This is a genomic window from Intrasporangium zincisolvens, assembly GCF_034724055.1.
Taxonomy (GTDB): domain Bacteria; phylum Actinomycetota; class Actinomycetes; order Actinomycetales; family Dermatophilaceae; genus Monashia; species Monashia zincisolvens.
In genome coordinates this window covers 113,681-126,454 of sequence record NZ_JAWIIL010000012.1, presented here as the reverse complement: position 1 = coordinate 126,454, position 12,774 = coordinate 113,681, and the positions used below count along the sequence as shown (strand labels likewise).

At 73.0% G+C, this 12,774-nt stretch carries 12 protein-coding genes; all 12 read left to right on the top strand.

Annotated elements, in window-relative coordinates:
• Positions 1 to 58 precede the first annotated feature (58 nt).
• The 12 genes from RY076_RS21585 (at position 59) to RY076_RS21535 (ending at position 12,759) form a co-directional block, all read left to right on the top strand.
• Positions 59 to 1,114: an isocitrate/isopropylmalate dehydrogenase family protein gene (locus RY076_RS21585; RefSeq protein ID WP_323101652.1), complete on the top strand. Its 1,056-nt coding sequence runs from the start codon at positions 59 to 61 to the stop codon at positions 1,112 to 1,114.
• Entirely contained in the window at positions 1,111 to 2,652 is a 1,542-nt protein-coding gene (locus RY076_RS21580; protein WP_323101651.1) for an ABC transporter substrate-binding protein, read from the top strand. Before RY076_RS21585 ends, RY076_RS21580 begins: the two co-directional genes overlap by 4 nt.
• A gap of 30 nt (positions 2,653 to 2,682) precedes the next feature.
• The gene (locus RY076_RS21575) at positions 2,683 to 3,633 is read left to right on the top strand and encodes an ABC transporter permease (protein ID WP_323101649.1); all 951 of its coding nucleotides are present in this window, start codon (positions 2,683 to 2,685) and stop codon (positions 3,631 to 3,633) included.
• On the top strand, positions 3,630 to 4,535 hold the full coding sequence (locus RY076_RS21570) for an ABC transporter permease (protein WP_413785815.1): 906 nt from the start codon (positions 3,630 to 3,632) through the stop codon (positions 4,533 to 4,535). The genes RY076_RS21575 and RY076_RS21570 overlap by 4 nt, the downstream gene beginning before the upstream one ends.
• Positions 4,532 to 5,524: an ABC transporter ATP-binding protein gene (locus RY076_RS23695; RefSeq protein WP_413785814.1), complete on the top strand. Its 993-nt coding sequence runs from the start codon at positions 4,532 to 4,534 to the stop codon at positions 5,522 to 5,524. Before RY076_RS21570 ends, RY076_RS23695 begins: the two co-directional genes overlap by 4 nt.
• Positions 5,521 to 6,348 (top strand): ATP-binding cassette domain-containing protein, encoded by an 828-nt coding sequence (locus RY076_RS23690; protein ID WP_413785813.1) that lies wholly within the window; start codon positions 5,521 to 5,523, stop codon positions 6,346 to 6,348. Before RY076_RS23695 ends, RY076_RS23690 begins: the two co-directional genes overlap by 4 nt.
• Complete coding sequence (locus RY076_RS21560) at positions 6,345 to 7,832, top strand: aldehyde dehydrogenase family protein (protein ID WP_323101647.1); 1,488 nt, start codon at positions 6,345 to 6,347, stop codon at positions 7,830 to 7,832. The genes RY076_RS23690 and RY076_RS21560 overlap by 4 nt, the downstream gene beginning before the upstream one ends.
• Positions 7,829 to 8,629, top strand: coding sequence for an SDR family NAD(P)-dependent oxidoreductase (locus tag RY076_RS21555; protein ID WP_323101646.1), 801 nt, complete (start codon positions 7,829 to 7,831; stop codon positions 8,627 to 8,629). The genes RY076_RS21560 and RY076_RS21555 overlap by 4 nt, the downstream gene beginning before the upstream one ends.
• A gap of 52 nt (positions 8,630 to 8,681) precedes the next feature.
• Positions 8,682 to 9,098, top strand: coding sequence for a hypothetical protein (locus RY076_RS21550; protein ID WP_323101643.1), 417 nt, complete (start codon positions 8,682 to 8,684; stop codon positions 9,096 to 9,098).
• Between the two features lie 66 nt (positions 9,099 to 9,164).
• Positions 9,165 to 9,482 carry a hypothetical protein gene (locus RY076_RS21545; RefSeq protein ID WP_323101640.1) on the top strand — a complete coding sequence of 106 codons (318 nt, stop codon included), beginning with the start codon at positions 9,165 to 9,167 and terminating at the stop codon, positions 9,480 to 9,482.
• Complete coding sequence (locus tag RY076_RS21540; RefSeq protein WP_323101639.1) at positions 9,479 to 9,760, top strand: hypothetical protein; 282 nt, start codon at positions 9,479 to 9,481, stop codon at positions 9,758 to 9,760. Before RY076_RS21545 ends, RY076_RS21540 begins: the two co-directional genes overlap by 4 nt.
• Positions 9,761 to 9,945: 185 nt before the next feature.
• Positions 9,946 to 12,759 carry an AAA family ATPase gene (locus tag RY076_RS21535; protein ID WP_323101638.1) on the top strand — a complete coding sequence of 938 codons (2,814 nt, stop codon included), beginning with the start codon at positions 9,946 to 9,948 and terminating at the stop codon, positions 12,757 to 12,759.
• Positions 12,760 to 12,774: the final 15 nt, after the last annotated feature.

Below are 12,774 nucleotides of genomic sequence, written 5' to 3'. Positions count from 1 at the left end.
GGAAAAGTCCACTGGTCAGACCAGTGCACGGAACGAAACCCTGGAGAGCCAACAGACCATGACGGTGCGACTCGCAGTTATCCCCGGCGACGGCGTCGGGCCCGAGGTCGTCGCGGCCACCGTGCCGGTGCTGCAGGCCGCCCTCACAGCCCAGGGCGAGTCGCTCGAGACGACCGAGCTCGACTGGGGCGGCGAGCGCTTCCTCCGGGAGGGCCGCGCCATGCCGCCCGACGGCGCCGACACCGTCCGTGCCCACGACGCCGTCCTCTTCGGTGCGGTCGGACGGCCCGACGTGCCCGACCACGAGCTCGTGTGGGGCCTCATCATCGGCCTGCGCCAGCAGCTCGACCTCGCCGTCAACCTGCGACCCGTCCGGGCCTTCCCCGGGGTGCCGAGCCGCGTCCGCGACGTCGAGGGCGTCGACCTCGTCATCGTCCGCGAGAACACCGAGGGCGAGTACGTCGGCGCCGGAGGCGTCGCCCACGCCGGCACCGGGCACGACCTCGGCATCGAGGTGGCCGTGCACTCCCGCCGCGTCATCGAGCGCGCCGCCGAGCACGCCTTCTCCCTGGCCGAGCAGCGTCGGGGACGCCTCTCCCTCGTGACGAAGTCCAACGCCATGCGCCACGGCTACCCGCTCTGGGACGCCGTCGTGCGCGAGGTCGCCGAGCGCCACCCCGACGTCGAGCTCGAGGTCGTCCTCGTCGACGCCATGGCCGCCCGGATGGTCCAGGACCCGCACTCGCTCGACGTGCTCCTCGCCGGCAACCTCTTCGGCGACATCCTCAGCGACCTCGCCGCCGTGCTCGCCGGGGGTATGGGGATGGCGCCGAGCGCCAACGTCCTGCCGGGCGGGGGCGTCCCCGGCGTCTACGAGCCCGTCCACGGCTCGGCACCCGACATCGCCGGCCGGGGCATCGCCAACCCCACCGCGTGCATCCTGTCCGGCGCGCTCCTGCTCGACGACCTCGGGCACACCGCGGCGGCCACCGCCGTACGTGAGGCCCTGGCCGCCACCTTGTCCGACCCGACCCACCACACCCCCGACCTCGGCGGCACGGCGAGCACCACCACGCTCGGCTCCGCGGTCCTGCACGAGATGGAGACACGATGAAGGACTCCCGCATCGGCACGGCTGCGGCCGGCGTCCTGCTCCTCGCCCTCACCGCCGCCTGCTCGGCCGGCTCCGGGGCGTCCGGCGGAGGCAACGGAGGCAACGGAGGCACCGGAGGCGCCGGCGGCTCGGGTGACACGAAGCTCACGGTCGGTCTCGTCGCCGAGCCCGCGAGCCTCGACTTCACGACCAAGGACGGCGCCGCGATCTCGCAGGCCCTCCTCGACAACGTCTACGAGACCCTCGTCAAGGTCGACCAGAACGGCGACCTCAAGCCCGAGCTGGCGTCGTCGTGGAAGGTGTCGCCGGACCGCAAGACCTACACCTTCGACCTCGTCCCGAACGCGACCTTCTCCGACGGCCAGAAGTTCACCGCCAAGGACGCCGTCTTCTCGATCAACCGCGTCAAGACCGACTGGACCATCTCGCTCAAGTCCGCCATGGACGTCGTCGCCGACGCCAAGGCTCTCAGCGACACCCAGCTGCAGGTGACGCTGAGCAAGCCGAGCAACAACTGGCTCTACCGGATGTCGACGCGCGTCGGGGCCATGATGACCGAGAAGGGCGTCGCCGACCTCGCGAACAAGCCCGTCGGCACCGGCCCGTACACCTTCGGCACGTGGAGGCGCGGCGACTCCATCACGCTGTCGGCCAACCCGTCGTACTGGGGCGCCAAGCCGTACTTCAAGGACGTGACGCTCAAGTACTTCAAGGACCCGACGGCCCTCAACAACGCCCTGCTCACCGGCACCATCGACGTCGTCGGCACCGTCCAGGCGCCCGAGTCGCTCGCCCAGTTCGAGAACAACCCGAAGTACGAGATCGTCGAGGGCACGACGAACGGCGAGGTCGTCCTCTCGTTCAACAACGGCAAGGCCCCGTTCGACGACCTCAAGGTGCGCCAGGCGGCCCGCTACGCCATCGACCACAAGGCCCTGATGGACACGTGCTGGGCCGGGCGCGGCACCCTCATCGGCAGCATGGTGCCGCCGACCGACCCCTGGTACGAGGACCTCACCGGCCTCTACCCGCACGACCTGGCCAAGGCCAAGGCGCTGGTCGCCGAGACGGGCGTCGGCAAGACGCCGATCCGGCTGCGCATCCCGACGCTGCCCTACGCGGTCTCGTGCGGCCAGGTAGTCAAGAGCCAGCTCGAGCAGGCCGGCTTCCAGGTGACCCTCGACCAGCTCGAGTTCCCGGCGGTGTGGCTCGGCACCGTGTTCACCGACGCCGACTACGACATGTCGATCGTCGCGCACGTCGAGCCGCGCGACCTGCCCGCCGTCTTCGGCGACCCGAAGTACTACACGCGCTACGACAACAAGCAGCTGCAGTCCGACCTCGCCGCCGCCGACACCGGCACGCCCGACCAGCAGGTGACGCTCATGAAGAAGGCGGCCCGCGAGCTGTCGCAGGACGCCGCCGCCGACTTCCTCTTCCTGCTGCCCAACCTCATGGTCGCCGAGAAGGGCATCACCGGGCTGCCGAAGAACGCCATCACCGAGGCGTTCGTCCTGCGCGACCTCGCGCGCTCCTGACCGACCCGCCAAGGACAGGGACCCTTCCCGATGCTGCTCCAGGTCGTCCGGCGCACCGCGATCCTCCTCGCGAGCCTCGTCGTCAGCTCCGTGATCGTCTTCGTCTTCATGGTGCTGCTGCCGGGCGACCCGGCGCGCGTCGCCCTCGGCGTCAACGCGTCGGAGCAGTCCGTCGCCCAGCTGCGCGAGCAGTTCGGCCTCGACCGCCCGCTCGTGGCGCAGTACCTGTCGTGGGTCGGGGGCCTCGTGCGGTTCGACCTCGGCACGAGCTACGTGTCGCGGGCCGAGATCGCCCCGCAGATCCTCGACCGGCTCCAGGTGACCCTGTGGCTCGTCGTCTGCGCGATGGTCGTGGCGCTCGTGCTGGCCCTGCCGCTCGGCACGCTCATGGCGGTGCGCCACCGGCGCCCGAGCGGTGTCGTGCTGTCGGCGCTCTCGCAGGTCGGCGTCGCGGTGCCGGCGTTCCTCATGGGCATCCTGCTCATCACCGTCTTCGCCGTGAAGCTGCAGTGGCTGCCGGCCAACGGGTGGACGCCCCCGAACGAGGACCCGGCGATGTTCCTGCGCCAGCTCGTCCTGCCGGTGCTCTCGCTCGGGCTCGTGCAGGGCGCCGTGCTGACGCGGTACGTGCGCAGCGCCGTGCTCGACGTGCGGCGCGAGGACTACATCCGCACGGCGCGCGCCAAGGGCCTGGGCCCGACGCGGGCGCTGTGGCGGCACGGGTCGCGCAACGCGGCGATCCCGGTCGTCACGGTCCTCGCGCTCCAGCTGGCGACCCTGCTCATCGGCGCCGTCGTCGTCGAGCGGGTGTTCGTCATCCCCGGCCTCGGCAGCCTCCTGCTCGACCAGGTGGCCAACCGCGACCTCGTCTTCGTGCAGGACATCGTCATGCTCCTCGTCGTCGCGGTCCTGCTCGTCAACTTCGTCGTCGACCTGCTCTACCTCGTCATCGACCCGAAACTCAAGGTGGGTGCCCGATGAGCGCCGACACCGTCCGCCCGGACGCCGCCGCTGCCGACACCGTCACGCCCGACCCCGGCATCGTCGCGGCCGGCCCGAGCCGACGCCGCCCGGGAGCGACCCTCGTCGTCGGCGCCGTCCTCGTCGGGATCGTCGTGCTCATGGCGCTCGTCTCGTTCGTGTGGACGCCGTACGACCCGACGTTCGTCGACGCGTCCGCCCGGCTGCGTCCGATCGGTGACCCCGCGCACCTGCTCGGCACCGACAAGCTCGGCCGCGACGTCCTGAGCCAGCTGCTCGTCGGTGCGCGCACGACACTCTTCGTCGGCGTCGTGGCCGTCGGCGTCGCCGGGATCATCGGCGTGCCCCTCGGCCTCGTCGCCGCGATGGGCACCCGCTGGCTCGGCGAGACGCTGATGCGGGGGATGGACCTGCTCCTCGCCTTCCCGGCCCTGCTGCTCGCCATCATGTTCGGCGCCGTCTACGGCGGCAGCACGCTCGTGGCGATGGTCGCCATCGGCATCGCGTCGGTGCCGAGCTTCGTGCGGCTCGTGCGCGGCGGGTCGCTGCAGGTGCTCGGCACCGAGTACGTCCTCGCGGCGCGAGCGGCCGGGCGCCGGCCGTGGTCGATCGGGCTGCGGCACGTGCTGCCGAACGTCAGCGGCCTCGTCATCGTGCAGGCGTCGGTGTCCTTCGCCATCGCCGTGCTCGCCGAGGCGGCGCTGTCCTTCCTCGGCTACGGCACGCCGCCGCCGACGCCCTCGTGGGGCCGGATGCTCCAGGAGAGCCAGGAGCTGCTCTTCACCGCATCGCGGCTCGCGTTGGTGCCGGGCGTCGCCATCGCGGTGGCGGTGCTCGGCTTCAACCTGCTCGGCGACGGCCTGCGCGACCACTTCGACCCCCGGCTGGAGGACCGCCGATGAGCCAGACGCGTGTGCTCGACGTCGAGCACCTCGACGTGCGGATCGGGCGTCACCACCTGCTGCACGACCTCTCCTTCACCATCGACCGGGGCGAGCGCGTCGGGCTCATCGGCGAGTCCGGATCGGGCAAGTCGCTGACGAGCCTCGCGCTGCTCGGCCTGCTGCCCGAGGACGCCCGCGTCGAGGGCTCGGTGCGCCTGGCCGGCGTCGGCCCCGATCTCGCGTCGGCGTCCGAGCGGCAGTGGTCCCGCGTCCGCGGCGGTGAGGTGGCGATGGTCTTCCAGGAGCCGATGACCGCGCTCAACCCGACGATGCGCGTCGGCGACCAGGTCGGCGAGGCGATCGGCGCGCACGGCGACCGGCGGGCCGCGCGCACCCGCGTCGTCGAGCTGCTCGACCAGGTCGGGCTGCCCGACCCCGCCGACGCCGCCCGCGCCTACCCGCACCAGCTCTCGGGCGGCCAGCGCCAGCGCGTCGTCGTGGCCATCGCCCTCGCCAACGACCCGGCCCTGCTCGTGTGCGACGAGCCGACGACCGCCCTCGACGTCACGGTCCAGGCGCGCGTGCTCGACCTCATCGTGCGCGGGGTGGCGGCCCGCGACGCCGCGATGCTCTTCATCACCCACGACCTCGCGGTCGTCGCGACGGTGTGCGAGCGCGTCCTCGTCATGTACGGCGGGCGGATCGTCGAGGCCGGCCCCGTGCAGGAGGTGTTCCGCCGCCCGCGGCACCGCTACACCCAGGGCCTGCTCGCCGCCTCCGACCTCGACGCCGTCGACGCCGAGGGGCGGCTGCCGACGATCCGCGGGTCGGTGCCTGCGGCTGGTGCCTTCCCCGACGGGTGCGTCTTCCGCAACCGGTGCGCGCACGCGACGGGGGAGTGCGCCATCGTGCCGCCGTGGAGCGGTCCCGACCCGGGCGACGGCTACGCCTGCCACCACCCGGCGGAGGCATCGACGGAGGCGCCGACGGAGGTGGGGGCCCGATGACCGCCGCGATCAGCGTCACGAACCTGCGCCGTGAGTACCGCCGCCCGCGGACGTCGCTGCGCCGGCCGGGCCCGGTCGTCGAGGCGCTGAAGGGCGTCTCCTTCGAGGTCGAGCGCGGCGAGCGGTTCGGCATCGTCGGCGAGTCCGGTTGCGGCAAGTCGACGCTCATGCGACTCCTTGCCGCGCTCGACCGGCCGACGAGCGGCGAGATCCGCGTCGAGGGGCTCGAGGTGACGGGCCGGCGCGAGCGCGACCTCGCCTTCCTCCGCTCGACGCTACAGCTCGTCTTCCAGGACCCGATGGGCTCGCTCGACCCACGGATGCGGGTACGCGACATCATCGCCGAACCGCTGGTCGCCCAAGGGATCCCGGGTCGCGAGGAGCGGGTGGCAGAGCTGCTCGACGCCGTGGGCCTGCCCGGCGAGTCGGCGACGCGCTACCCGCACCAGTTCTCCGGCGGCCAGCGCCAGCGCATCTCCATCGCGCGGGCCCTCGCCCCGAAGCCGTCGATCCTGCTCGCCGACGAGCCGGTCAGCGCCCTCGACGTGTCGGTGCGCGCCCAGGTGCTCAACCTCATCGGCGACCTCGTGTCCGACCTCGGCCTCACCCTCGTCTTCGTCTCGCACGACCTGTCCGTCGTGCGCCACCTCTGCGACCGCGTCGCCGTCATGAGCGCCGGCGAGATCGTCGAGACCGGGCCGACCGCGCAGGTCTTCGAGGACCCGCAGCACCCCTACACCCAGCGCCTCCTGCGGGCGGCGCCCAGCATGCGCCGCGCCCTCGAGGGCGCCGGCGCCTCCGACCTCCTGGGAGACCCTCGGTGACGAGCACGACGACCTACGCGCCCGAGCACCCCGCCGGGCTCCCCATCGGCGAGGACTGGGTCGACCCCGGGACCACGGCGTCCGTCCACTTCCCCTACACCGGCGAGCTCGTGGCGGAGGCGCCGGTGGGCACGAGTGTCCTTGCCGAACAAGCGATCTCGGTGGCCCACGAGCTCCGGGGCGTCGTGGCGGACCTGCCTTCGCACGTGCGGCGCGCCGCCCTGACCGAGGCCCACGGGCGCCTCACAGAACGGCGCGACGACCTCGAGCGCCTCCTCGTCCTCGAGACCGGCAAACCGCTCGTCGACTGCCGCGTCGAGGTCGACCGCACCCTGCTGACGCTCCTGATCGCGGCCGAGGAGGTCGCGCGCCTCCACGGCGAGACGGTGCCCCTCGACCTGCTGCCGAGCGGCGAGGGCCTCGTCGGGTTCTGGGTGCGCAAGCCCGTGGGCGTCGTCGTCGGCATCGCCGGCTTCAACTACCCGCTGCTGCTCGCCGCCCACAAGCTCGCGCCGGCCCTCGCGGCCGGTTGCCCGGTCGTCGTCAAGCCGGCCCCGCAGACGCCGTTCGCGACGCTCTGGCTCGTGCACGTCGTCCGCGAGGCGCTGGCCGCGGCCGGGGCCCCGCGCGGAGCCGTCCAGCTCGTCACCGGCGGCGTCGACGTCGGCGTCGCGCTGACGACCGACCCGCGCGTGGCCGTCGTGTCCTTCACCGGCTCGGCCGCGGTCGGCCACCGCATCGCCAAGGACGCCGCACCGACGAAGGTGCTGCTCGAGCTCGGCTCCAACGCCGCCCTCGTCGTGGCGGCCGACGCCGACGTCGAGGCGGCCGCCGACGCCGTCGTCCGCGGCGGGTACTACGCGTCGGGGCAGGCGTGCATCAGCGTCCAGCGCGTCGTCGTCGTCGAGCCCGCGCGCGGGGCCTTCCTCGACGCCCTCGCCCGACGCATCGGCGACGTCGTCGTGGGAGACCCGCGGGAGGCGTCGACGCGCGTCTCGGCGCTCATCGACGCGGCGTCCACCGAGCGCGTCCGGTCATGGGTCGCCTCGGCGGTCGACGCGGGCGGCACCCTCGTGCACGGCGGCGACGTCGTCGACGGCGTGCTGCAGCCGACCGTGCTCGCCGACGTCCCCGACGGCGAGAACGCTTGGGACGAGGAGGTGTTCGGCCCGGTCGTGGTCGTGCGAACCGTGCCCGACCTCGACACCGCCGTCGACGCCGTCAACCGGTCGAGGTACGGCCTGCACGCGAGCGTCTTCACCGAGTCGCTCGGCACCGCGTTCGCCGCCATCGACCGCATCGAGGCCGGTGGCGTCGTCGTCAACGAGGTGCCGGGCTTCCGCTCCGACGTCATGCCCTACGGCGGGGTCAAGGACAGCGGGGTCGGCCGCGAGGGGCCACGCTTCGCCATCGAGGAGCTCACCGTGACCCGGATGGCGATCATCCGCCCGTCGGCGGCGCGCACCACCGGAGGTGCGCGATGAGCACGCAGACCGAGCGGCCCGACTACGCGCGCCTCTTCCGCCTCGACGGCCGCCGCGCCGTCGTCGTCGGCGCCGGCAGCGGCATCGGCCGCGAGAGCGCGCTCGCCCTCGCCGCGCACGGCGCCGAGGTGGTCTGCGCCGACCGTGACCTCGAGGCCGCCCGCGAGACCGCGTCCCTGGGGGAGGCCGCCGGGGCCACGCTCGAGGCGTACGCGCTCGACGTCACGGACACCGACGCCGTGGCCCGGGCCGCGGACGAGCTCGGCGCCGTCGACGTGCTCGTCTTCACGGCCGCCACGAACGTGCGCAAACGCGTCCTCGACTACACGCCCGAGGAGTTCGACCGCGTCGTCGGGCTCAACCTCCGGGCCTCCTTCGACCTCGTCCGCGCCTTCGGCCGGGGCATGGCCGAGCGCGGCCGCGGCAGCATCGTCGGCTTCAGCTCGATCCGCGCCGTCACCGTCGAACCCGGGCAGGGGGTCTACGCCGCGACGAAGGCCGGCCTCGTCCAGCTGCTGCGGGCCGCCGCGGTCGAGCTCGGCCTGCAGGGCGTGCGCGTCAACGCCATCGCCCCCGGCATCGTCGACACGCCCCTGACCGCGCAGATCCGCGCCGTGCCGGAGTGGTCCGACGCGTACGCCGGCAAGAGCGCCCTCGGCCGCTGGTCGCGCCCGGACGAGCTCGTCGGCGCGGTTGTCTACCTGGCCTCCGACGCGTCGTCGTTCGTCACCGGCAGCCAGCTGTTCGTCGACGGCGGGTGGACGGTCATCGACGGCCGGTACACGCCGCCGACCTGAGGCTGTGGACGACGCGGGACGACTGTCACCGGTCGAGGGGATGCTCGTCGTCATGCACTTCGAGGACCTGCCCAGGGACTGGGCGCAGCGACCCGTGACCCACCCCGACGTCTTCGAGGGCGTCGCCGACCTCATCGCCACCGAGCGCTCGAGGTCCGACGGCGCCACCTACGTCCTGCTCTGCCACCCGAACGGGCGCCTGCTCCAGCCGGTGCGCCTGCCCGAGGGCACCGAGGCCCCCGACGTGCTGCGGCGCTTCCTCGCCGAGCTGACCCGCCACGAGGTGCACGACGTCGCCGTCGTCCTCGCCCGCCCCGGGACGTCCGAGCCCACGGCCCAGGACCGGGCTCGGCGCGACGCGTTCGAGGCCGCCTGCCGCGACACCGGCGTCCGGTTGCACGCGGTCGCGGTCGCCGGCCTCGACGACGTGCGCACCATGGCGCCGGAGAGCGGGTGCGCCGCCGCGTGAGCCACGGTCCGGCCTCGGGCGGGTGTCGGGTGTGTCCGCCCGCGCGGAGCCGGGTACGGGATGGGTGTGAGCGGAGCACGAATGGCCCAGCCGGACGGCACCACCACCACCACCCGGGAGCCCGGACCCTCGCGGGTGACGCGGGCGTATCGCACCGAGGTCGGCGGCTCGTGGTGGGCGGCCCTCGTCGTCGTCACGGCGCTCCTCGGCCTCGCTGGGCGTTCGGAGGGCGGCTTCTGGAGCCCCTTCCTGTGGAGCGTCGTCGCCTTCGTCCTCGGCTCGCTCGTGGCCATCGCCGTGTCAGCGGCCCGCGTCCCGGCCCGGTCGGCGGACGAGGCGTTCACTGGCGAGCCGCACCCCGCTCGTCAGGAGGGTCGGTCGTGAAGGGGGTCCTGCTGCTCATCGCCTTCGTCGCCGGCGGCGTCCTCACCTGGCTGCTCACCGTGCACCGCGTCACCCGTGAGGTCGCCACCGACGCCACCGACGCGTCCGATGCCGCCGACGCGTCGGGCTTCGGCGGTCCGCCGTCGGGGGAGAGCTCCGGCGTGGCCGGGGCGCGCTGGATGGGCGACGCCGAGGACGAGGACGCCCTGCTGCCGGACGCCACCGTGCCGGGCAGCGGGACGACCGACACCCGGCGGGGTACGCCGCCACCCGACTGACCGGCCGACCTTCCCGATCCGTGGGATCAGTGCCCGCAGGACACCGGATCCGAAGGCAGCCCGCTCGGGGAGGCGGCGAGTTCGGAGCAGCGGGGACCGGCAGGTAACCTTTGGCGCGGTCCTGTGCGCACCTCCACACGCGCAGTCACTACGACGCCCAAGCAGTGGGCGTGCAAGGGAGCCTGATGACACGCACCGACACCGTCGACGTCAAGCGATGGCGCGCCAAGTACACGCTCATCGAGCGTGCCGCCGAGGCCGACAAGGACGCCCAGGCCCTCTTCGCCGAGCTCGACTCCGAGCGCGCGGCACGCAACGGCGAGCTGCGCGAGATCCTCGCCGACCTCGTCGCGAGCAGCGACCTCGTCGCCTTCAAGGAGGCGATGAACCAGTGGGCCCGCAAGGACGGCCCCTACGTCGGCTTCGGCCCGGTCGGTGGCCCCTGGCTCGCGACCCTCGCGCGGCGCGCCGACGAGGAGTACGCCGAGGTCGTCGGGCTGCTCAAGCTGACCCTGCAGACCCCGGCCTCGCCGCAGGACGCCGCCGACAAGCTGCAGGCCATCGAGGCGTTCCTGGCCCGTGGCGGCTCCCGCGGGCACCGGGCCCCCAGCCCGGCGCAGACCGCGTACGTGCTCTCGCTCTTCTGGTCCACCGACGACGGCGGCGCCTGGCCGCTCATGTGGGAGAACGCCCCCCACATGCTCCAGCGGCTCGGCTGGCTCGAGCGCGGCCTGAGCCACGCCGAGCGCTACGTCGCCTACGCCGACCTCTGCGCGGCGCTGCGGCCCGAGGACCCGCGCTACGCCGCGCGCATCCTCTGGTACTTCAAGGAGACCGAGGCCTTCGTCGGCATCGCCCCGAAGATCCTCGACGTGTGCGTCGAGGCCGCCGAGCTCGCCGCTGAGTTCCGGCCGGCCACGGGCTACGCCAGCGGCCGGCACGAGGAGCGCGCCGCCGACCTCGCGCGCCAGCTGCGCGGCGAGGCCGACCACGTGTCCGACAGCCTCATCGAGCGGCTGTCCACCGAGACCGGCCTCTACCTCGAGGCCCCGACCCTCGCGCTGCAGCAGCACGCGGGCGAGGACTCGGCCTACCGCTCCGACCTCTACGCGTCGTGGATCCTCGTCGGCGGCGCCGGCGCGCCCGGCTTCCGCCTCTGGGTCACGCCCTCCGGCGTCGCCTTCGGCCTGCACGGCGGCTGGGAGGGCGAGGGCGACGAGCAGCTGCGCGAGGTCGCGACGCTCGTGCAGGAGCACCTGCCGCGCGGCCTGACGTTCGTCCGCGTCCACGAGGACGGCCGGCCCGACCGGGTCGAGCCGGCAGGGCGCGAGTACGTCTCCGGCGAGGTCTTCGCCGGCCGCTGGTGGAAGGGCGAGGAGGCCCTCGGCCGCGCCGACTTCGCCGACGACGTCGTCACGACCGCGCGGGCCCTGACCCCGCTGCTGCGCTTCCTCAACTCGAGCCAACGCGGCACCGTCGACGATCCCGAGCTCGAGCTCGCGGCCATGGTCGACCTCGAGAGCGAGGTCGAGATCTTCCGCGCCGAGCGGCCCTACCCGAACGAGCGCGACGCCTGGCACCAGGAGCAGCGCCGCGTCTTCGCCGCGTGCCTGTCCAAGGAGGGGCTCGAGGACTTCGACCTGCCGACGTTCAAGCGCATCGTCTCGACGCGCGGCTACGGCGACATCGGCGCCCAGTCGGTGCTCATCAGCTCGATCAACGCCCTCGACGCGCCCGGCATCGACCAGCTGCGCCTCATGGTCCGCGAGCTGCTCTGGGGCGAGGGGCGCGACGAGGAGCGGATCAACCGCGTCCTCGGCTCGGAGGACCTCCCGGTGCAGGGCTTCGGCGAGAGCGTCGTGCTCAAGCTGTTCGCCATCGCCCACCCCGAGCACTGGCTGCCGCTGTTCACCCTGGGCGGCGACTCCGGCAAGGTCGCGATGCTCAAGCGGCTCGGCGGCCCGGCCCGCTGGTCCGAAGGCAAGTCGCGGGGCCGGACCCACGTCGAGACCAACGCCCTGCTGCGCCAGACCCTCGACCCGCTCCTGCCCGACGACCCGTGGGGCCAGGGCCAGCTGGCGCACTGGCTCATGCGCCGCTCCGACAAGGCCCTCGTGCCCGACCACGACGCCATCGGCGAGGCAGCCAAGGAGCTGCTCATCCAGGAGTCGTTCCTGCGCGAGATCCGCTCGCTGCTCGAGGAGAAGAAGCAGGTCATCTTCTACGGGCCGCCCGGCACCGGCAAGACGTACCTCGCGCAGCGGTTCGCCGCGGCACTGCAGCCCGACCCGGCCAAGCGCGACATCGTCCAGTTCCACCCGAGCAGCAGCTACGAGGACTTCTTCGAAGGCTTCCGGCCGCAGATCGACCACCAGGGCCAGATGGTCTACGAGCTGCGCAAGGGCCCGCTCGCCCTCCTCGCCGAGGCGGCCGAGGCCGACCCCCTGACGCCGCACATCATGATCATCGACGAGATCAACCGCGCGAACCTGCCGCGGGTCTTCGGTGAGCTGCTCTTCCTGCTCGAGTACCGCTCGCACTCGGTCAAGACGAGCTACCGGCCCGACGAGGGCTTCGAGCTGCCGCCGAACCTCTACTTCATCGGCACGATGAACACCGCGGACCGCTCGATCGCACTCGTCGACGCCGCCCTGCGCCGACGCTTCGACTTCGTGCCGTTCATGCCGCACGACGGCCCGATGGAGGGCCTGCTGCGTCGCTGGCTCGAGGCCAACGACGGGCCTGTGTGGGTGGCCGACCTCGTCGACCGCGTCAACGAGGACCTGCGCCGCGCCCTGCGCGGCCCGCACCTGCAGATCGGGCACAGCTACTTCATGCGCCCGGGGCTCGACGACGTGTCGGCGCTGCGCCGGATCTGGGACTACAACGTCTACCCGTTCATCGAGGACCAGCTCTACGGCCGCGAGCACGAGCTGGCGCAGTTCCGCTGGGAGAACGTCCTCGCCCGCTACGGCCAGCTCGACCTGACCCGCCCGTGACAGCCGTGACGCGTC

Excerpts from the sequence above, each read along its gene's own strand:
- RY076_RS21585 (WP_323101652.1), top strand. The coding sequence starts at position 59 with ATGACGGTGCGACTCGCAGTTATCCCCGGCGACGGCGTCGGGCCCGAG.
- RY076_RS21580 (WP_323101651.1), top strand. The coding sequence starts at position 1,111 with ATGAAGGACTCCCGCATCGGCACGGCTGCGGCCGGCGTCCTGCTCCTC.
- RY076_RS21575 (WP_323101649.1), top strand. The coding sequence starts at position 2,683 with ATGCTGCTCCAGGTCGTCCGGCGCACCGCGATCCTCCTCGCGAGCCTC.
- RY076_RS21570 (WP_413785815.1), top strand. The coding sequence starts at position 3,630 with ATGAGCGCCGACACCGTCCGCCCGGACGCCGCCGCTGCCGACACCGTC.
- RY076_RS23695 (WP_413785814.1), top strand. The coding sequence starts at position 4,532 with ATGAGCCAGACGCGTGTGCTCGACGTCGAGCACCTCGACGTGCGGATC.
- RY076_RS23690 (WP_413785813.1), top strand. The coding sequence starts at position 5,521 with ATGACCGCCGCGATCAGCGTCACGAACCTGCGCCGTGAGTACCGCCGC.
- RY076_RS21555 (WP_323101646.1), top strand. The coding sequence starts at position 7,829 with ATGAGCACGCAGACCGAGCGGCCCGACTACGCGCGCCTCTTCCGCCTC.
- RY076_RS21550 (WP_323101643.1), top strand. The coding sequence starts at position 8,682 with ATGCACTTCGAGGACCTGCCCAGGGACTGGGCGCAGCGACCCGTGACC.
- RY076_RS21535 (WP_323101638.1), top strand. The coding sequence starts at position 9,946 with ATGACACGCACCGACACCGTCGACGTCAAGCGATGGCGCGCCAAGTAC.